The 19277-nt window shown below is 72.6% G+C and carries 20 protein-coding genes; 7 read left to right on the top strand and 13 right to left on the bottom strand.

All coding sequences use genetic code 11. The features are described 5' to 3' along the window. On the top strand, positions 1 to 504 hold the full coding sequence (locus tag ASD10_RS09095) for a GNAT family N-acetyltransferase (protein WP_082556115.1): 504 nt from the start codon (positions 1 to 3) through the stop codon (positions 502 to 504). A 149-nt stretch (positions 505 to 653) separates the two neighbouring features. On the opposite strand, the gene ASD10_RS09090 is transcribed toward ASD10_RS09095, so the two are convergent. Continuing rightward, positions 654 to 1610, bottom strand: a complete 957-nt coding sequence (locus tag ASD10_RS09090) for a thiamine-phosphate kinase (RefSeq protein ID WP_056607515.1) — start codon at positions 1608 to 1610, stop codon at positions 654 to 656. An 89-nt stretch (positions 1611 to 1699) separates the two neighbouring features. Between ASD10_RS09090 and ASD10_RS09085 the strand changes: the two genes are divergently transcribed. Both ASD10_RS09085 and ASD10_RS09080 read left to right on the top strand, forming a co-directional pair. After that, entirely contained in the window at positions 1700 to 1936 is a 237-nt protein-coding gene (locus tag ASD10_RS09085) for an Lrp/AsnC family transcriptional regulator (protein WP_056607512.1), read from the top strand. A gap of 34 nt (positions 1937 to 1970) precedes the next feature. After that, positions 1971 to 2408, top strand: coding sequence for a DUF3515 family protein (locus tag ASD10_RS09080; protein ID WP_082556114.1), 438 nt, complete (start codon positions 1971 to 1973; stop codon positions 2406 to 2408). A 24-nt stretch (positions 2409 to 2432) separates the two neighbouring features. Here ASD10_RS09080 and ASD10_RS09075 read toward each other — a convergent pair whose 3' ends face one another. Then, positions 2433 to 3500: a D-alanine--D-alanine ligase family protein gene (locus tag ASD10_RS09075; protein ID WP_056607508.1), complete on the bottom strand. Its 1068-nt coding sequence runs from the start codon at positions 3498 to 3500 to the stop codon at positions 2433 to 2435. 138 nt (positions 3501 to 3638) lie between these two features. Here ASD10_RS09075 and ASD10_RS09070 point away from each other — a divergent pair, with 138 nt between their 5' ends. After that, positions 3639 to 4619: a PLP-dependent aspartate aminotransferase family protein gene (locus tag ASD10_RS09070; RefSeq protein WP_235501794.1), complete on the top strand. Its 981-nt coding sequence runs from the start codon at positions 3639 to 3641 to the stop codon at positions 4617 to 4619. A 24-nt stretch (positions 4620 to 4643) separates the two neighbouring features. Here ASD10_RS09070 and ASD10_RS09065 read toward each other — a convergent pair whose 3' ends face one another. Together ASD10_RS09065 and ASD10_RS09060 are read right to left on the bottom strand one after the other, a co-directional pair. Next, positions 4644 to 5645: an NAD(P)H-dependent glycerol-3-phosphate dehydrogenase gene (locus tag ASD10_RS09065; RefSeq protein WP_056607503.1), complete on the bottom strand. Its 1002-nt coding sequence runs from the start codon at positions 5643 to 5645 to the stop codon at positions 4644 to 4646. 56 nt (positions 5646 to 5701) lie between these two features. Then, positions 5702 to 6430: a 1-acyl-sn-glycerol-3-phosphate acyltransferase gene (locus ASD10_RS09060; protein WP_056607501.1), complete on the bottom strand. Its 729-nt coding sequence runs from the start codon at positions 6428 to 6430 to the stop codon at positions 5702 to 5704. A gap of 44 nt (positions 6431 to 6474) precedes the next feature. Between ASD10_RS09060 and ASD10_RS09055 the strand changes: the two genes are divergently transcribed. Further along, complete coding sequence (locus ASD10_RS09055) at positions 6475 to 6666, top strand: hypothetical protein (RefSeq protein WP_056607499.1); 192 nt, start codon at positions 6475 to 6477, stop codon at positions 6664 to 6666. A 56-nt stretch (positions 6667 to 6722) separates the two neighbouring features. Here the strand turns inward: ASD10_RS09055 and leuD are convergent, their stop codons facing one another. Then, positions 6723 to 7322 carry a 3-isopropylmalate dehydratase small subunit gene (gene leuD / locus ASD10_RS09050; RefSeq protein WP_056607497.1) on the bottom strand — a complete coding sequence of 200 codons (600 nt, stop codon included), beginning with the start codon at positions 7320 to 7322 and terminating at the stop codon, positions 6723 to 6725. A 2-nt stretch (positions 7323 to 7324) separates the two neighbouring features. Then, entirely contained in the window at positions 7325 to 8746 is a 1422-nt protein-coding gene (leuC, locus tag ASD10_RS09045) for a 3-isopropylmalate dehydratase large subunit (protein WP_056607495.1), read from the bottom strand. A gap of 96 nt (positions 8747 to 8842) precedes the next feature. Here leuC and ASD10_RS09040 point away from each other — a divergent pair, with 96 nt between their 5' ends. Then, positions 8843 to 9559: an IclR family transcriptional regulator gene (locus ASD10_RS09040; protein WP_056607493.1), complete on the top strand. Its 717-nt coding sequence runs from the start codon at positions 8843 to 8845 to the stop codon at positions 9557 to 9559. Between the two features lie 175 nt (positions 9560 to 9734). On the opposite strand, the gene ASD10_RS09035 is transcribed toward ASD10_RS09040, so the two are convergent. From ASD10_RS09035 to ASD10_RS09015, 5 genes are all read right to left on the bottom strand, one after another. Further along, a complete protein-coding gene (locus tag ASD10_RS09035) occupies positions 9735 to 10178 on the bottom strand; it encodes a hypothetical protein (RefSeq protein ID WP_157432518.1) in 444 nt (147 codons plus the stop codon). 107 nt (positions 10179 to 10285) lie between these two features. Further along, positions 10286 to 10858, bottom strand: a complete 573-nt coding sequence (locus tag ASD10_RS09030) for a Rho termination factor N-terminal domain-containing protein (protein ID WP_056607489.1) — start codon at positions 10856 to 10858, stop codon at positions 10286 to 10288. Between the two features lie 59 nt (positions 10859 to 10917). Continuing rightward, entirely contained in the window at positions 10918 to 11352 is a 435-nt protein-coding gene (locus tag ASD10_RS09025; RefSeq protein WP_056607487.1) for a hypothetical protein, read from the bottom strand. A gap of 70 nt (positions 11353 to 11422) precedes the next feature. After that, positions 11423 to 11887 carry a methylated-DNA--[protein]-cysteine S-methyltransferase gene (locus ASD10_RS09020; protein ID WP_056607485.1) on the bottom strand — a complete coding sequence of 155 codons (465 nt, stop codon included), beginning with the start codon at positions 11885 to 11887 and terminating at the stop codon, positions 11423 to 11425. Next, entirely contained in the window at positions 11884 to 13329 is a 1446-nt protein-coding gene (locus ASD10_RS09015; RefSeq protein WP_056607483.1) for a DNA-3-methyladenine glycosylase 2, read from the bottom strand. Before ASD10_RS09015 ends, ASD10_RS09020 begins: the two co-directional genes overlap by 4 nt. Before the next feature lie 93 nt (positions 13330 to 13422). Between ASD10_RS09015 and ASD10_RS09010 the strand changes: the two genes are divergently transcribed. Beyond that, entirely contained in the window at positions 13423 to 13902 is a 480-nt protein-coding gene (locus ASD10_RS09010) for a 4'-phosphopantetheinyl transferase superfamily protein (protein WP_157432517.1), read from the top strand. On the opposite strand, the gene ASD10_RS09005 is transcribed toward ASD10_RS09010, so the two are convergent. Both ASD10_RS09005 and ASD10_RS09000 read right to left on the bottom strand, forming a co-directional pair. Then, positions 13889 to 15211: a M1 family metallopeptidase gene (locus ASD10_RS09005; protein ID WP_056607479.1), complete on the bottom strand. Its 1323-nt coding sequence runs from the start codon at positions 15209 to 15211 to the stop codon at positions 13889 to 13891. The two genes, ASD10_RS09010 and ASD10_RS09005, sit on opposite strands and share 14 nt — an antisense overlap. Then, complete coding sequence (locus ASD10_RS09000; RefSeq protein ID WP_056607476.1) at positions 15208 to 19089, bottom strand: Pls/PosA family non-ribosomal peptide synthetase; 3882 nt, start codon at positions 19087 to 19089, stop codon at positions 15208 to 15210. Before ASD10_RS09000 ends, ASD10_RS09005 begins: the two co-directional genes overlap by 4 nt. Between the last annotated feature and the right edge of the window lie 188 nt (positions 19090 to 19277).

Here is a 19277-nt window from a genome sequence, read left to right as displayed (position 1 = left end):
GTGCCGCTCGTACTGCGTCGCATCACGCTCGACGACGAGCAGCAGGTGCGCGCGGCCGCTGAGACCATGACGGCAGATGGTGGGAGGTGGTCGTACCGCTTCGAGCCCGAGCTGCCGTGGGACCAGTACATCGCACTCGTACGGGCCCGTGAACAGGACGCCGGGCCCGACGACGTCGCCCACGCCGAGCTGCTGGCCGACGTCGACGGCACCGTCGTCGGACGCGCCACGATCCGACTCGGGCTCGACGACTTCTTCCGCACGCTGGGCGGGCAGATCGGCTACCTGGTGCTCCCCGCGCACCGCGGACGCGGCCACGCCACCGCGATCCTGCGCCAGTCGCTGGTGTTCCTGCGCGAGCACGGCATCGGCGGCCCGGTCCTCGTCACGTGCGACGACGACAACCACGCCTCCGCGGCCGTCATCGAGAAGAACGGCGGAGTGCTCGAGTCCGTCGTGCCGGGCGTCGCGGACGTCCCCAAGCGGCGGTACTGGATCGATTGAGCCGGGGAGTCCCCGGGCTGGCGTCTGCTTGGGCCGAGCGGGCCCGCTCGCTCGCTGCGCCTCGCCGTCCGGCGGCTCCGCCGCGGTGCGCTCACAGTCGCTGCGCTCCTTGGCGCGCTTCGACGCTCGCTCGCTGCGCTCGCTCGGTCTCAGCGGAAGTGCTGGTGGCCCTCGGGGCCGTCGTAGGTCGTGCCGTCGACCGTGACGCCCGCGCCGTCGGACACCCGGCCGACCCGCGTCCACGCCGACGGCAGCTCGGTCTCGGAGCTGAACGTCGCGACCAGGGCGTACGAGTCGCCCCCCGTCAGGACGAAGTCGAGTGCCGCGCGGCCCAGCGCCTCGCCGACCGTCGCGACCGCCTCGGGGATCACGAACGCCGACGAGTCGAGGTCGATCGCGACGCCACTGGCCTCGGCGACGTGGCCGAGGTCGGCCAGCAGGCCGTCGCTGACGTCGGTCATCGACGTCGCGCCGAGCCCCGCCGCCTGCGGGCCGGCCGCGTACGGCGGGTGCGGCACCTTGTGCGCCTCGACCGCCGCCTTGGGCGACCGGAACCCACGACTCAGCGCCGCGAACCCCGCCGCCGCCAGGCCCAGGTCGCCCGCGTACGCGACGACGTCGCCCGGCAGCGCACCGGAGCGCCGCACCGGGCGGGCCGCGTCGCCCATCGCCGTCACGGCGATCACGATCGCGTCGGACGCCGTCACGTCACCGCCCACGATGTGCGCCCCGACGTGCGAGCACTCGATCTCGAAGCCCCGCACCATCTCGAGGGCCCACTCGGCGGGCAGGTCGGCGGGCGCGCCGAACCCCACCGTCATCGCCGTCGCGACCCCGCCCATCGCGTTGATGTCGGACAGGTTCGAGGCCGCAGCCTTGCGGCCGACCTCGTGGGCCGACGACCAGTCGCGCCGGAAGTGGCGTCCCTCGATCAGCAGGTCCGTCGACACCACGAACGTGCCGTCGTTGGTCGAGACGTGCGCGGCGTCGTCGCCGGGGCCCAGCAGGACGTGCCGGTTGTCGCCGATCTGCGCGCGCACCTGGTCGATCAGCCCGAACTCCCCGAGCTCGCCGATCGTCGGTCCGCCCGAGGTCTGAGAAGTCATGCGTCCATCTTCTCGCAGGCCCGGGCGGGCACGCCGCCGGGATCCGGTAGCGTGTCACAGTCCCGTCAGTTCTCGAAGGAGCACATCAGATGGCCGTGCAGGCATACATCCTCGTCCAGACCGAGGTCGGCAAGGCGGCCGACGTCGCGAAGGCGATCGAGGCCATCGAGGGCGTCACGCTCGCCGAGGACGTCACGGGACCGTACGACGTCATCGTCCGCGCCGAGGGCCCCAGCATGGACCAGCTCGGCACGCTCGTCGTCTCGCGCATCCAGGCCGTCACGGGCATCACCCGCACGCTCACCTGCCCCGTCGTCCGCATCTGACGGTCCGCCACCCCCCGCCCGCCGGCCCCACCCCATGAGACGTCCCTGGCTCGCCGCCGTGCTCGTCGCGGCGGGCTGCAGCCCCGGCCTCGGGGTCGACGCGTACCCCACCGACCCCGCGAGCCGGGTCGACTGCAAGGCGCTGTTCGCCGACGCCCCCGCGAAGGTCGCCGGCCAGGACAGCATCCTGGTCAAGGACGACACCGCGATCGCGTGGGGCGCTCCCCCGATCATCCTGCGCTGCGGCGTCGAGAAGCCGGCCGCCCTGACCCGCTCGTCGGCCTGCTACCCCGTCGGCGGCGTCGACTGGTTCAGCGAGACGACCAACGACGGCTACCTCTTCACGACCGTGGGCCGGTCGTTCTACGTCAGCGTCGAGGTGCCGAAGGAGTACGACCCCGCCTCGGACGCGCTCGCCGACGTCGCGACCGCGGTCCAGAAGCACGACCGGTCGGTGCAGCCCTGCGTCTAGCGGCCCCTCGGCCCCGTCGGAGGGTCAGCGCAGACCTGTGGAGCGACCCAGGGCGAGCTGGATCAGCCGGTCGACCAGCTCGGGGTACGAGACGCCGCTGGCCTGCCACAGCACCGGGAACATCGAGTACGGCGTGAAGCCCGGCAGCGTGTTGATCTCGTTGATGACCAGGCCGTCGTCGGTCGCGAAGAAGTCGACCCGCGCCAGCCCCTCGCAGCCCACGGCCTCGAAGGCCTGCACGGCGTAGGTGCGGATGCGCTCGCTCAGCGTCACCGGGATGTCGGCCGGGACGACGTTGGCGCTCGTGCCGTCGAGGTACTTGGCCTCGAAGTCGTAGAAGTCGTGGCCCGTGTCGTCCGCGACCGTGATCTCGCCGACGACGCTCGCGACGGGCGTGCCGTCGGGCTGCTGGATCACGGCGCACTCCAGCTCGCGCTTGCCCTTCGCGGCCGACTCGACGATGACCTTGGGGTCGAACGACCTGGCCTGCTCGACGGCGCCGTCGAGCTCGTCCCACGTGTCGACCATCGCGACGCCCGAGCTCGACCCGGCACGGGCCGGCTTGACGAACACCGGCAGCCCGAGGGCCCTGATGCGGTCCTCGACCCGTGAGCGGTCGTTGGTCCACTCCCACGGCCGGATCGTGACGTACGGGATCTGCGGCAGGCCGGCCGCCGCGAACACCGTCTTGGTGAACGGCTTGTCCATGCTGACGGCGCTGGACAGCACCCCGGCGCCGACGTAGCGGACGTCGGCCATCTCGAGCATGCCCTGCAGCGTCCCGTCCTCGCCCCACGGGCCGTGCAGCAGCGGGAAGACCGCGTCGAACTCCCGCAGCCGCTCCCACGCGAACGACGGCATGTCGGCGCGCACCGAGGGCAGCGTGCCGGGCTCGGTGTCGTCCCAGACGGCGGTCTCCTCGACCCACGAGCCGTCGCGGGTGATGCCGACCGCCTGGACGTCGTAGCGGTCGGTGTCGATCGCCGCCAGCACCTCGCGGGCGGTCAGGCACGACACGCCGTGCTCGCTCGAACGGCCGCCGAAGACGACGGCGAGGCGGGGCTTGGCGGAGGCGGGGGTGGCGGGGCTCATCGCTGAGAACCCTATCGCCTCGGATGTTGGAGCCCGGTGCACAATGGCTGGATGCATGGACACGATCTGTCGCCCTCGACCATCGCAGTCGGAGCCGGCCGTCCTGACCGCGTGCCGGGGGGCCCTCTCAACGCACCCATGACGATGGCCAGCGCCCTCGTCCCGGGCGGTTCCACGGAGTACGCCCGCCAGGGCAATCCCACCTGGGAGTCGTTCGAGTCGGTGCTCGGAGCCCTCGAGGGCGGTCGGGCGCTGGCCTTCTCGTCCGGCGTCGCGGCATCGGCCGCGCTGTTCGACCTGGTGCCGATCGGTGCGGTCGTCGTCGCGCCGCGCCACGCCTACTACGGCACGATCGCGCAGCTCGTCGAGCGCGACCGCCGCGGCCAGGTGCAGCTGCGGCTCGTCGACATCGACAACACCCCGCAGGTCGTCGAGGCCTGCCAGGGCGCCGCGCTGCTGTGGATCGAGTCGCCCACCAACCCGGCCCTGCAGCTCGCCGACATCGAGACGATCGCGCGCGCCGCGACCCAGGCCGGCGCCGCCGTGGCCGTCGACAACACCTTCGCCACTCCCCTGCGCCAGAAGCCGCTCGAGCTCGGCGCCGACTTCTCGGTGCACTCGGCGTCGAAGCTGCTGGCCGGGCACAGCGACGTCATCCTCGGGGCCATCGTGACGGCCGACGACCGGGCGCACGCGGCGCTCGAGAAGCGCCGCACGGTGCTGGGCGCGATCCCGGGGGCGATGGAGACCTGGTTGGCCGTGCGCGGCATGCGCACCCTGCACGTCCGGCTCGACCGAGCCGAGGCCAATGCCAAGGAGCTGCACCGCCGGCTGTCGGACTCGCGGCACGTCGTCTACAGCCGCTACCCCGGCTTCGGCACGATCATCGCGTTCGAGGTGGCCGGCGGCGCGGTCGCGGCGCAGAAGATGACCGAGCAGAGCGACATCATCACGTACGCGACGAGCCTCGGCGGCGTCGAGTCGACGTGGGAGCGGCGGCGCCGTCACCCCGGCGAGCCGGAGTCGGTGCCCGAGGGTCTCATCCGCCTGTCGGTCGGCATCGAGGACGTCGAAGACGTCTGGATCGACATCCAGAACGTTCTGGCCGCCGTCACCTGACCCGCGGCCCGGGTCCGGGCCCCGTCAGACGGTCTCGGGCTTGGCGGTGCGCGAGATCAGTCGCTGCACGAGCTCGTCCGGGCTCATCTCGCCCGCGACGAGTGCAGCGACGTGTTCGACGATCGGCATCTCGACGCCGTTGAGCTTCGCCAGCTCGCTGACCGAGCGGCACGACTTGACGCCCTCGGCGACCTGGCGCGTCTGCGCCGTGACCTCCTCGACGCTCATGCCCTCGCCGAGTTTCTCGCCGAACGTGCGGTTGCGCGACAGCGGCGACGAGCACGTCGCCACGAGGTCGCCCATGCCCGCGAGCCCCATGAACGTCACGGGATCGGCGCCGATCGCCGCACCCAGGCGTGCCGTCTCGGCCAGCCCGCGGGTGATGACGGACGCCTTGGTGTTGTCGCCGAAGCCCAGCCCCACGCACACGCCGACCGCCAGCCCGATGATGTTCTTGGCCGTGCCCGCCAGCTCGCACCCGATGACGTCGGTCATCGAGTACGGACGGAACGCCGCGGAGTGGCACAGCTTCTGCAGCCGCTCGGCGACGGCCTGGTCGGTGCACGCCACGACGCTCGCGGCGGGCTCGCGATCGGCGATCTCGCGCGCCAGGTTCGGACCCGACACGACCGCGATGCGCTCGGGGCCGGCACCGGTCATCTCGGCGATGACCTCGCTCATCCGCAGGTGCGTGCCGAGCTCGATGCCCTTCATCAGGCTCACCATGACGGCGTCGGCCGGGATCGCACCACCCCACGTGTCGAGGTTGCCGCGCAGCTGCTGCGACGGCACCGCCAGCACGACGACCTCGGCCCCGGCCAGCGCCTCGGCCGCGTCGGACGTCGCCGAGATCGCGTCGGGCAGCACGACGCCGGGGAGGTAGTCGGCGTTCTGGTGGGTGTCGTTGATCGCGGCGCACAGCTCGGGCCGTCGTCCCCAGATGCGGACGTCGTTGCCGGCGTCGGCCAGCACCAGCGCGAAGGCGGTCCCCCACGACCCGGCTCCCATGACAGCGATCTGCGCCATTGACGACTCCCCATTTCCTCGTGTGCACGGTGTTGGACGAGCACGGTGCCTGACCGTCAGGGCTTGTAGGTGCTCTTGGGCCTGCTCAGCGAGTGCACGTCGATCCTCGGCGACGACGGCAGCTCGCCGCGCACCTCGGCCATCATCGCAGTCAGGGTGTCGATGAGCCGGTTGGTGGCCGTGTCGAGCAGCTCCTCGGTGAGCTCGCGCCCCTCGAGGTCCGACAGGTCGACGGGGTCACCCACGCGGACGTGGATCGTCTTGCGCGGGAACAGGCGCAGCTTCTTGCTGTACGGCCACAGGACGTCCTGCGGGCCCCACTGCATGAGCGGCACGAGCGGACGTCCCGTGGCCAGAGCGACCCGCACGGCCCCCGTGCGTCCGCTCATGGGCCACGCCGCGGGATCGCGGGTGATGGTGCCCTCGGGGTAGATCGTGACGACGCTGCCGGCCTCGACGGCCGCGATCGCGGCCCGCAGCGACTCGGCGGCACCCCGGGTGCTGCGGTAGACCGGGATCTGCTCGGCGTTGCGCAGGATGCGACCGCCGACCGGCAGCGCCATCAGCGTGTCCTTGGCCAGGAAGCGCGGCGAGATGCCCTGGTCGACCATGAAGTGCGAGATCAGGAACGGGTCGAGGTGCGAGAGGTGGTTGGGCGCCAGCACGAATCCGCCGGACGGGAGCTTCTCCTGGCCCTGCCAGTCGCGCTTGGTCAGCACCATCAGCAGGGGGCGGACGAACAGCACGATGATGCGCATGGCTCTCGGGAACTCGCGACGCTGCATGCCGACGAGCCTAGTGCGTGCCGCACGCGACTAGGCTCGGCCTCATGCAGGGAACCGTGGCGAGCTTCGACGCGACGACCCGCACGGGTCATCTGCTCACCGACGACGGCGTGCGCCTGGACTATCCGGCCGCCGCGCTCGCCGAGCACGTCCGGCACCTGCGGGTGGGCCAGCGGGTCTTCGTCGAGGTCGAGCCCGACACCCGCGACGTCACCCGCGTCGGCATCTGGCGCTGACGCGGGGCGCGGACAGGGGCACGGGCGGTGGGCGGCCCCTCGTCAGCGCGACGCGGTCAGAGCGTGACGGGCTTGTACGACGGGCGGGACGTCTCGTACGCCTCGATGTCGTCGGCGTGGCTCAGCGTGATGCCGACGTCGTCGAGACCCTCGAGCAGGCGCCAGCGCGTGTAGTCGTCGATCGTGAACGAGTCCTCGATCGCGTCGGGGCCGTCGCCCGCGCGGACCGTGCGGTTCACGAGGTCGAGGCTCACCGTGGCGCCCGGGTTGGCGTCGAGGTGGTCCCACAGCCGCTGGACGACCTTGTCGTCCACCTGGGCGGCGAGCAGGCCCGACTTGCCCGAGTTGCCCCGGAAGATGTCGGCGAAGCGCGGCGACACGACGACCTTGAAGCCGAAGTTCTGCAGCGCCCACACGGCGTGCTCGCGCGACGAGCCGGTGCCGAAGTCGGGACCGGCGACGAGCACCGTCGCGTCGGCGTAGACCGGACGGTTGAGGACGAACTCGGGGTCCTTGCGCCACGCCTCGAACAGGCCGTCCTCGAAGCCGTCGCGGGTGACCTTCTTGAGCCAGTGCGCGGGGATGATCTGGTCGGTGTCGACGTTGCTGCGACGCAGCGGGACGGCGACACCGGTGTGGGTCGTGAACTTCTCCATGGTCAGGCTCCTGCCTTCTCGAGCTGGGCGAGGTCGGCGGGGCCGGCCAGGTGGCCGAGGATGCCGGTCGCGACGGCGACGTCGGGCGAGACGAGGTGCGTGCGCCCGCCCTTGCCCTGACGACCCTCGAAGTTGCGGTTGGACGTCGAGGCGGCCCGCTCGCCGACCATCAGCTGGTCGGGGTTCATGCCGAGGCACATCGAGCAGCCGGCGCCGCGCCACTCGGCGCCCGCGTCCTTGAAGATGACGTCGAGGCCCTCCTGCTCGGCCTGCAGGCGCACGCGCACCGAGCCGGGCACGACCAGGATGCGCGTGTCGGGCGCGACGGTGTGGCCCTCCATCAGCGCGGCGGCGACGCGGAGGTCCTCGATGCGTCCGTTGGTGCACGAGCCGATGAAGACCGTGTCGACCTTGATGTCCTTCATCGGCGTGCCGGCGGTCAGGCCCATGTACGTCAGGGCGTTCTCGGCGGCGATGCGCTCGTTGTCGTCCTCGAACGAGACGGGGTCGGGGACGTTGCCCGACAGTGGCACGCCCTGGCCCGGGTTGGTGCCCCACGTGACGAACGGCGTGATGGTCGAGGCGTCGATCGTGATGACCTTGTCGAACTCGGCGTCGTCGTCGGTGACGAGGCTGTCCCAGTGGGCGACGGCGGCGTCCCAGTCGTCGCCGGTCGGGGCCGACGGACGTCCCTCCAGGTAGTCGTAGGTGACCTGGTCGGGAGCGATCAGGCCGGCCTTGGCGCCCCACTCGATCGACATGTTGCAGATCGTCATGCGCGCCTCCATCGACAGCGCACGGATCGCGTCGCCGCGGTACTCCACGATGTAGCCCTGGCCGCCGCCGGTGGTCTCCTGCGTGATGAGCGCGAGGATCAGGTCCTTGGCGGTCGAGCCGGCCGGCAGGTCGCCGACGACCTCGACGGCCATCATCTTCGGGCGGGCCTGCGACAGCGACTGCGTCGCGAGCACGTGCTCGACCTCGGACGTGCCGATGCCGAACGCGATCGAGCCGAAGGCGCCGTGCGTCGCGGTGTGCGAGTCGCCGCACACGATCGTCATGCCGGGCTGGGTCAGGCCGAGCTGCGGGCCGACGACGTGGACGATGCCCTGGTCGATGTCGCCCATGGGGTGCAGGCGGACGCCGAACTCCTCGCAGTTGCGGCGCAGCGTCTCGACCTGGGTGCGCGACACGATGTCGGCGATGGGCTTGTCGAGATCGGTCGTCGGGATGTTGTGGTCCTCGGTCGCGATCGTCAGGTCGGGACGGCGCACGGGACGTCCGGCCAGCCGCAGGCCGTCGAAGGCCTGGGGGCTCGTGACCTCGTGGATCAGGTGGAGGTCGATGTAGAGAAGATCGGGCTCACCCTCGTGGCTCCGGACGACGTGCTCGTCCCAGACCTTCTCGGCAAGTGTCTTGCCCATGGTGCTCTCCTCGTTCTCCTGCGCCGCAGGACCCGGTCGTCAGTGCCGCGATTGCAGGCACTTGCGTCTCACAATGCGATACGGCAGTATCAAGTCATGGACAACTCTAGCGGAGTCGGCGTTCTCGACAAAGCCGCGATGGTGCTCGCGGCGCTCGAGCCCGGACCGGCGACCCTCGCGGGTCTCGTGGCGAGCACGGGCCTCGCGCGCCCGACGGCACACCGCCTCGCCGTGGCCCTCGAGCACCACCGTCTGGTGGCCCGCGACATGCAGGGACGGTTCATCCTCGGCCCCCGCCTCGGCGAGCTCGCCGCCGCCGCCGGCGAGGACCGCCTGCTCGCCGCTGCCGGTCCCGTGCTGGCCCGGTTGCGCGACATCACCGGCGAGTCGGCGCAGCTGTTCCGCCGCCAGGGGGACTTCCGCGTGTGCGTCGCCGCCGCGGATCGTCCGACCGGGCTGCGCGACTCGATCCCCGTCGGCGGCCAGCTGACGATGGCGGCCGGCTCGGCCGCACAGATCCTGCTGTCGTGGGAGGACCCCGAGCGCATGAACAAGGGACTGCTCAAGGCGACGTTCTCGGCCGCCGAGCTGTCGGCCGTCCGTCGCCGCGGCTGGGCGCAGAGCGTCGGCGAGCGCGAGAACGGCGTCGGCTCGGTGTCGGCGCCCGTGCGCTCCCCCTCGGGCAAGGTCGTCGCCGCGGTGTCGGTGTCGGGACCGCTCGAGCGACTGACGCGCCAGCCGGGACGCATGCACGCCCCCGCCGTCGTCGCCGCGGCCGAGCGTCTGTCGCAGAGCCTGCGTCGCTCGTCGTGAGCCCGCTCGGAGGTCGTCCCGAGCGGCCTGCACAGCCCTCGCTCGGGATGACGTCCGAGTCGGGGCGCCGGGTCTGTCGGACGTCGACACCTCGCGAGCGGTGCGCACGGCCGACGTCACGACGTCATCGCGCTCGCGGCGTCTGGACGACGCCCGAGATGACGTCCAGCGGTTGCTAGGCCGCGAGGTCGTCGGGGGCCACGATGCGAACGCGGTCGTCGTTGGCGAGGAAGACGGGCCAGACGTCGACAGGCACGCGACGGCCGGCCGCGTCGAGCTCGCGCGCCCACAGGCGGTCGCCCGCGTGCTGGTCGTCGCCGCCCGGGCGCGCGTACAGCAGCGCCACCGAGCCGCCCGGCACGCTGTCGAGCACCACCGACGTCAGCACGCCCAGCAGGTTGGCGACCTGCTCGACGTCGGGGCGCTCGGGGCAGTCGTCGATCTTCAGCAGGATCGACGTCCACTCGCCCACCGGCCCGAGCACGACGCACCACACCTGCGGTCGCGAGAAGCCCCACGGGCCCTTGAGCGAGCGCCACAGGCGGTCGAGGTCGGCGACGGCGCGGACGGGCGGCAGCTGGTCGGGTCGCGGGAGCGCGGGAGGGGTCTGGTCGGTCATGCTCCGAGACTGCTGCGGACCGCCCGATCCGTCGAGGCGCTCGTCCACAGGCGGACGCCGTCCCGCCCGCGCGCCGGGGCGCGCTCGCGGGACGGCGTCCGGGCGGGTCAGGCCAGGGCGGCGATCAGCTGGTCCTTGCGCATGCGCGAGTAGCCCGGGACGCCCTGCTGGCGCGCGGCGGCCCGCAGCTGCGCGACGGTGCGCTCGGACGCGGCCGGGGCCGCCGGCTCGACGGGCTCGGCCGGCAGGGCCGAGTCGGCGGGGGCGGCGGTCTCGACCGGCGCGGTCTCGACCGGCGCGGTCTCGGCGGCGGGCTCCGCCGCCGGGGCGTCGTGCCGCACGACGGACTCGACGGTCTGCCTGACCTTCTTCGAGCCGTCGTCCTTGGCCTTCTTGGCCTTCTTGACCGAGGCCGAGGCGGTCGCGCGCAGCTTCTTGGCCTCCGCCTTGAGCTCGGACGTCTTCCGCTCGAGCTTCGCGACGCTCTTCTCGAGGGACGTGACCGTGGCCTTGAGCGTCTTGATCGTCGCGCGGGCGGCCACGAGCTCGGTGTCGTCCTGGGCGGCCCTCGACTTCTTCGAGGCCTTGGCCTCCTTCGGAGCCTTGGGCGCCTTGGAGGCCTTGGGGGCCTTCGGCGGCTTGATCTTCGGGGCGGACGTGGTCTTGTTCTTGGCGGCCATGAGGCTCCTCCGGTGAGATGTCAGGGGCAGATCGTCGCACCCCAAGGTGAACAGATCGATCAGATCAGCACGGCGAGCAGCTCGTCGCGGCTCATCCGTGAGTAGCGGGGCACCCCCTGCTCGCGGGCGGCGGCGCGCAGGCGGGTCACGGTCCACGTCGCCTCGGGCAGCTCGGGGGCGTCCTTCAGCGCCAGCGGCTCGGCCCGTGGTCGGTCGTCGCCGGCGTGATCGGCGATGGCCTGACGGAGCTTCTTCTCGCTCTTGGCCGCCGACCGCTTCTTGGCCATCTCGGCCGCGTCCGCGATCGCGCGCTCGGCCCGCCGGGTGACCTTCTCGACCCGCGACTTGTGCTTGGCCGCGCGGCGCTTCCAGGTGTCGACCTGGCCCTCGAGCATCTCGACGCGCGCCCTCAGCGCCGTGACCTGGGCGTTGAGCTCCTCGACCGTCGTGGTCGCGAGTTCGAGCTGCGCCTCGAGCGCCTGCCTGTCGGCCATCGTGTCCTCCGTCCGGTGTGCTGCTGGCAGCATCATGGCGGATCTGCGTGAACCGTGCTCGACGGACGTCTCAGAACAGGCCCGGACGCTCCAGGTCGAGCAGGGTCCGCTTGCGATCGACACCGCCCGCGTAGCCCGTCAGCGATCCGTCGGCACCGATCACGCGGTGGCACGGGACGACGATCGGGAGCGGGTTGGCACCGTTGGCGGCGCCGACGGCACGCGAGATGCCCGGCTCGTAGCCGAGACGTCGCGCGATCTCGCCGTAGCTCGCGGTCTCGCCGTACGGGATGCGCAGCAGCTCGGACCACACCTTCTTCTGGAACTCGGTGCCGTCGCTGGCCAGCGGCAGGTCGAACCGCGTCCGCTCCCCCGCGAAGTACTCTCCGAGCTGCTGCTCGGCACGGTCGAGCAGCGGGTCGGACGCCTGCTCGCCCCGCGGCGCGTCGGCCCCGAAGCCGATCGCGGTGACCAGGCCCGCGGAGGTGTGGATGCGCAGGCCGCCGATGGGTGAGTCGATCCAGCGGGTCGTCATGGTCGGATCCCTTCGAACGCGGCGGTCGCCCGCCACAGGTGCATGCCGGCGTACGAGCGCCACGGCCGCCAGCGCTCGGTGTCGGCATCGGCGATGCCTCGCCGGTCGAGCTCGCGACGGAGCACGAGATCGGTCGTGAGGAGGACGTCGGGATGGGCCAGCGCGCGCATGACGACGTAGTCGGCGGTCCACGGGCCGATGCCGCGCATCGCGAGCAGCTGGGCGCGCACAGCGTCACGGTCACCGCCCGGGGCGAGCTCGAGCTCGCCGCCGGCGACGGCGTGCGCGAGGCCCACGATCGTGCGGGCGCGTGCGTGCGGCATGCCCATGTCGGTGGGGTCGGCGCCCGCGAGGGCCTCGGGCGTCGGGAACGCGTGCGTCAGTCCGACGGCCCTCGCGAGCTCGAAGTCGACGGGCGTGCCGCGCAGCGGCACCTGACGACCCAGGACCGTGTTGGCGCCGGCGACCGAGACCTGCTGCCCGACGATCGTGCGCACGGCCACCTCGAAGCCGTCGACGTGCGACGGGACGCGCAGACCGGGTGCGGACGCCACGAGGTCGCGCAGCTGGGGATCGGCACCGAGGACGCCGTCGATCGCGACCGGGTCGGCGTCGAGGTCGAGCATGCGGCGCGCGCGACCGATCGCGACCGCGGTGTCGCGCAGGTCGGCCAGCTCGAGCTCGCAGGCGACGTGGTCGGTGTGCAGGGTCAGCGCCATGACGCCGAGGCCGTGAGGGAGCCTCAGCACCCGGACGTACGTGGAGTCGTGGATCGCCTCGACGCCCGGCAGCACGTGCGCCGCGAGGAAGTCGAGCATCGCGTCGGCGTGGAACGGCTGCCGCACGGCCAGGCGCACCGTGATGCGGCCCGTGGGCGTGGTCCGGCGGCGGCCCCGCATCTGCGTCGGGGTGAGCGCGTACGTCTGCCGCACCGACTCGTTGAACTGGCGGATCGACGAGAATCCCGCGGCGAACGCGACGTCGGCCATCGGCATGTCGGTCGTCTCGATCAGCACCCGGGCCGCGTGCGAGCGGTTGCTGCGTGCGATCGCGAGCGGGCCGGCACCGAGCTCGTCGGTCAGCAGCCGCGTGACGTGGCGGCTGCTGTAGCCGAGACGATCGGCCAGGCCGTCGACCCCCTCGCGCTCGACGACGCCGTCGCCGATCAGCTGCATCGCGCGGCCGACCGCGTCGGCCCGCACGTCCCACTCCGGCGAGCCGGGCGTCGTGTCGGGACGGCACCGGCGGCACGCGCGGTAACCGGCCTCCTGCGCCGCGGCGGCCGAGGCGTGGAACGTGACGTTGCCGGGCTTGGGCGTGACGGCGGGACACGACGGCCGGCAGTAGATGCCGGTCGTCGACACCGCGGTGTAGAACACCCCGTCGAAGCGCTCGTCACGGGCCTGGACCGCCCTGAAGCAGCGCTCGTGATCGGTGTGCATGCCTCCATCATGACGGTCCCCACCGACAGTCACTGGCGAGTATCGGACATGCACGGCCCCCGGCCGTCCGCCGCACCGTGATACACCGTGCTGGTGACCCCTGACGACGCCCGCGGACTCGTGCACGTGACGTGGGTGGCTGCGGCGGAGCTCGACGACACGCTGCTCGAACGTCTCGTGGGCGACGTGACCGGGACGACCGACGGCGTCCGCGTCGTCCGCGCGTGCCGCACGTGCGGCAGCGACCGGCACGGCCAGCCGCGGGTCGTGCGCGAGCCGGGTGCGGCCCACGTGTTCGTCAGCCTGGCACGCTCGCGCGGCCGGGCGGTGGTGGCCGTCACCGACGTCGGCGACGTAGGCGTCGACGTCGAGGAGGCCGGGCCCGCCGCCCCCAACGACCTCGTCGACTGGGTGCGGGCCGAGTCGCTCGTCAAGGCGACGGGTCACGGTCTGACGATCGACCCGGCCTCGCTCGACGTGGACCGACGGACGCTCGACCTGCCGGCCCCCGACGGCTGCGTGGCCGCAGTGACGGTGCTGACCGGACGGCCCCTGGACGTCACGACGCGGTAGGCAGCTCCGGCAGCACGGTGCCGCGCAGCCAGGCGTCGAACAGCGGACCGACCGCCGCGCCGCACAGCTCGGCCGCGACGGCCACGAACTCCTCGGTCACGACCGAGCCCGTCGCGTAGCGGGTCGTCCACGTGCGCAGCAGCGTGAAGAAGTCGTCGTCGCCGACCGTCAGGCGCAGCGCGTGCAGCAGCAGGGCGCCGCGCTTGTAGAGACGGTCGTCGAACATCAGGTCGGGCCCGGGGTCGCCGAGGACGAGGTCCTGCGGGAGCTGGTCGAGCTTCTCCCAGTGCTCCTCGGCCTGCTCGTCGGCCGACGGTCCGCCCGACTCCTCCGACCACAGCCACTCGGCGTAGCACGCGAAGCCCTCGTGCAGCCAGATGTCGCGCCAGTGCGCGAGCGTGACGCTGTTGCCGAACCACTGGTGGGCCAGCTCGTGCGCGACGAGACGCTGGTGCTCCCAGTCGCGGGTCATGAAGTTGGAGCCGAACACCGACAGGCCCTGCGCCTCGAGGGGGATCTCGAGCTCGTCCTCGGTGATCACCGCGGTGTACGACGCGAAGGGGTACGCGCCGAACAACCGCACGAACAGCGCCATCATCTCGCCCTGCCGCTCGAACGCCGCGACGCTCTCGGACCGCGTGCCGGCCGGGAACACCGTGCGGATCGGCACGGGGCCGGAGTCCTCGACCGACTCGTAGCGGCCGATCTGCACCGTCGCGAGGTACGTCGCCATGGGGCTGCTCTCGACATGCCGCCACACGACCGAGCCCGCCCGGCGGCGCTGGCTCTCGAGCACGCCGTTGGCGACGACGACGTAGCCGACCGGGGCCGTCAGCTCGATCTCGTACGTCGCCTTGTTCGACGGGCGGTCGTTGCACGGGAACCACGACGGGGCCCCGTGCGGCTGGGACGCCACGATGACGCCGTCCGCGAGCTCCTCCCAGCCCGCGTCGCCGTCCAGCCCCGGCATGGGGCGCGGCGAGCCGGCGTACGCCACGACGACCGTGAACGAGCTGCCGGCCGCGATCGCCGTCTTGGGGCGCACGACCAGCCGGCTCTTGTGGTGCGTGTACTTGGCGGCCGGCGCGCCGTCGACCGTGACCTTCGAGACGCGCAGGTGGTAGAGGTCGAGCTCGAAGCGCTCCAGGTCGTCGATCGCGGTGGCGGTGATGACGGCCCGACCGCCCAGGCTGTTGGAGTCGACGGTGTACGTCAGCTCGAGGGAGTAGTGGTCGACGTCGAACGAGTGGTCGCCGTGACCCGGGACGTACGGGTCGATCGTGTGGTCCGAGGCCGCCTGCGACTTCACTGGGCGTCGTCCTCGGCCCAGGGGCCGATGGGGTTGCCGATCCAGCGCGTCTTGCGGGGCACCGACTCGCCGCGCATGACCAGCGACATCGGTCCGATCGTGGCGTGCGAGCCCAGGGCCGCCGCGGGGAGGATCACCCCGTGCGGTCCGAGGGTCGAGCCCTTCTCCAACGTCACCGTGTCCATGCTGAGTATCCGATCATGGAACAGGTGCGTCTGCACCACGCAGCCCCTGTTGACGGTCGTGCCGTCGCCCAGCACGATCAGGTCGGCCTCGGGCAGCCAGTACGTCTCGCACCAGACGCCCCGGCCGACCCGGGCGCCCAGCGTGCGCAGCCACAGGTTGAGGACGGGCGTGCCGGACGCGCTGCGGGCGATCCACGGGGCGCCGAGCAGCTCGACGAAGGTGTCGGCCAGCTCGTTGCGCCACACAAACGAGCTCCACAGCGGGTGCTCCCCCGCCCGGACGCGTCCGACCAGCACCCACTTGGCCAGCGCCGTGACCAGGGCCGCGACCGCGCCGACCGCGATCATCACGACGCCCGCGAGCACGGCGGCCTGCCACCACCCGAGCCGGTCGGCCACCACGACCTGCGCCACGACCGCGGCCAGGGCGGCGAGCGCGACACCCACCAGCGGCACGACGCGAGCGAGCTCGATGAGGGCCCGCGCGACCCGCAGGCGCCGGGCGGGCTCGTGCGTGCGCGACAGGTCGGCGTCGCCGGCGGTGCGACGCAGCTTCTGCGGCGGGCTGCCGAGCCACGACGTGCCCTTCTTGGCCTTGGTGCGCTGGGGGGCCGCCGACAGCACCGCGACGAGCCCGCCCTTGGGCACCTTGCGACCCGGCGCCGTCATGCCGGAGTTGCCGACGAAGGCGTGCCGACCGATCTTGACCTGCTCGACACGCAGCCACCCGCCGCCCAGCTCGTACATGCCGAGCATCGTGTCGTCGGCGAGGAAGGCGCCGTCGTTGACGGACGTGAGCGCCGGCAGCATCAGGACCGTCGAGGCCTCGACGCCGTCGCCGATGCGCGCCCCCAGCAGACGCAGCCACGTGGGGGTGAGGGTGCTCGAGTACAGCGGGAACAGCCAGGTGCGGGCGTCGTCCATGAGGCGGAACACCGACCACGCCTGCCAAGCCTGACGGCTGTGGACGGCGTGGGTGCCGCTGGTCAGGCCGATCGACTGCACGCGCACCACGACGACCACGAGCACCGACAGCGTCACGAACGCGACCACGGCTGCGACGGGCGAGGCCAGCGCGAGGCGCACGGCGGCGTCGCCCAGGCCGTCCGCCGGCTCGACGAGCGGCACGACGGCGAGCCCTCCCACCACGACCGCGACGACCGGGAGGCACGCGAGGACGACCGCCGCGACGCCGTAGGCGACGGTCCAGCCCAGGTGGCGCGGGGCGCGCGTCGTGGTCTGCGGCCCCCTCGCCGGCCCGATGCGACGGGCCGGCGCGCCCGACCAGTACTCGCCGTCGGGCACGTCGCCGAACACCGCCGAGCCCGCACCGATCTCGGCGCCCGCCCCGATCCGGGCACCGGGCCCGAGCAGGCTGCGCACGCCGATCCGCGCATCGGCCCCGATGTCGACGGCGCCGACGTGCAGCGTGTCGCCGTCGATCCAGTGGCCCGTCAGGTCGACCTCCGGCTCGACCGACGCACCCGTGGCGACGGTCAGCAGGCCGGTGACGGGCGGCAGCGAGTGCAGGTCGACGTCGCGGGCGACACGCGCACCCAGGGCCCTCGCGTACAGGCCGAGCATCGACGCCCCCGACAGCGATCCGGCCCGCAGCTCGTCGGCGACGTGCTCGGCCAGCCACAGCCGCAGGTGCACGCCACCGCCGCGCGGGTGCGGCCCCGGCTCGACACCGTGCAGCAGCAGGCGCGCCGCCAGCGCGGCGAGCGTCATGCGCCCGGGCGGCGTGACGAGCAGCAGCGCCCCGACGACGATCCACGCCCACGACACCTGGGGCAGCCACGTCCACCCCAGCACGTCGGCGACGACGTGCGAGCCGGCGGCCGTCCACGTGAGCCAGCGCAGGCCCGTGATGGTGCGCAGCGGGATCGTCAGCAGCACCTGCGCCACCTGGGTCGAGCGGCGCACCGGGTGGACCGACGCGTTGCGTGGCGCCTGCGCCGTCGACATCGCGTCGAGCGTGCCGGCCAGCTCGGCCACCGACGGGTGCGCGTACACGTCGGCCACCGTGACCTCGGGGAACTGCTCGCGCAGGCGGCCGACGAGCTGGGCCGCGCTGAGGCTGCCGCCGCCCAGGGCGAAGAAGTCGTCGGCGGGGCTCGTGACGACCGCGCCGAGCAGCTCGAGCCAGATGTCCTTGAGCCACGCGGCGGTGCCCGCGAGCTCGGCCGCCGAGGCGGACGAGGCGACGCCGGGCAGCGGCCACGGCAGGGCGTCGCGGTCGATCTTGCCCGAGGTGCGCGTCGGCATCGACTCGAGGCGACCCAGGCGCGGCACGAGGGCCTCGGGCATCTGCCGGCGCAGGATGTCGAGCGACGCGCGCTGGTCGAAGGTCTCGTCGGTCGAGACGTAGCCGACGAGGATCTTGTTGCCCGCACCGGTCGTGCGGATCGCGGCGGCCGCCGCCACGACGCCCGGCAGCCCCAGGAGCGCGTTGTCGATCTCGCCGAGCTCGATGCGGCGGCCGCCGATCTTGATCTGCTCGTCGGCGCGACCCCCGAACACCAGGCCGTCGGGATCGAACACCACGAGGTCGCCGCTGCGGTAGGCCCGCTCCCACCCCAGCGTCGGCATCGGCGCGTACTTCTCGGCGTCCTTGGCGGGGTCGAGGTAGCGCGCGAGCCCGACGCCGCCGATGATCAGCTCGCCGGTCTCGCCCGGCGCCACGTGCACGCCCTGCGCGTCGACGACCGCGAGGTCCCAGCCCGCGAGCGGCAGCCCGATGCGCACGGGCTCGCGGGGGGCGAGCTGCGCGGCGCAGGCGACGACGGTCGCCTCGGTGGGGCCGTACGTGTTCCAGACCTCGCGGTCGGGCCCGGCGAGGCGGTCGCCGATCTCGGGCGGGCACGCCTCGCCGCCGACGATGAGGAGCCGGACGTCGTCGAGCACGCCGGCGGGCCACAACGACACCAGCGTCGGGACCGTCGAGACGACCGTGATGCCGTTCGCGATCATCCACGGCCCGAGGTCTCCGCCGCTCTTGACGAGCGAGCGAGGAGCCGGCACCAGGCACGCCCCGTGCCGCCACGCCAGCCACATCTCCTCGCACGAGGCGTCGAAGGCGACCGACAGGCCCGCCATGACCCGGTCGCCCGGTCCGAGCGGCGCGTCCTGCAGGAACAGCGCGGCCTCGGCGTCGACGAAGGCGGCGGCCGAGCGGTGGGTCACCGCGACGCCCTTCGGCGTGCCGGTCGAGCCGGACGTGAAGATGACCCAGGCGTCGTCGGTCGTCGAGGGCGGTTCGGCGTCCGCCACGGCGCCTGCGGGCTTCCTGGACGAGATCACGAGCTCGTTGCCGACGACCGCGGCGACGTCGGCCTCCTCGAAGACCGTGCGGGCCCGTGAGTCGGGGTCGTCGACGTCGACCGGGACGTACGCCGCGCCGGCGACGAGGATGCCCATGATCGCGACGTAGAGGTCGATCGTGCCCGAGGCGACCCGGACGCCGACCGTGTCGCCGCGCCCGACGCCCCGCTCGTGCAGCTCGGCGGCGAAGGCGTCGGCCGCCTCGCAGAACTCGACGTACGTCAGCACGCCCGAGCCGTTGTCGAGGGCGGGTGCGTCGGGTGCCTCGAGGGCCGTCTGCCGCACGATGTCGACCAGGGTGCGGGGCCCGGGAGCTGCCGACGAGCGCAGGAGGGAGGAGGTGGCTGCATCGAGCCGCGGTGCCGTCACGGCACCAGCATGGGCCCACCACGTGAACGAGCGGTGAACGGTGCACCGGTCGTCGGCGGCGTCGCGCCATGTTTCGACCGCGTGACCCCGTCTCATCCCCGCGCGGCGTCGACGCCCGGGACGACAGGCTTCTCCGAATCGTCACATTAACGCTCTGTTAACCGTAGCCAACCACGCGACCTTCAGGG

This window comes from Aeromicrobium sp. Root472D3 (genome assembly GCF_001426485.1).
Classification (GTDB): Bacteria; Actinomycetota; Actinomycetes; order Propionibacteriales; family Nocardioidaceae; genus Aeromicrobium.
The sequence above is the reverse complement of the archived record's forward strand: the minus strand, read 5'-3'. Positions and strand labels throughout refer to the sequence as shown.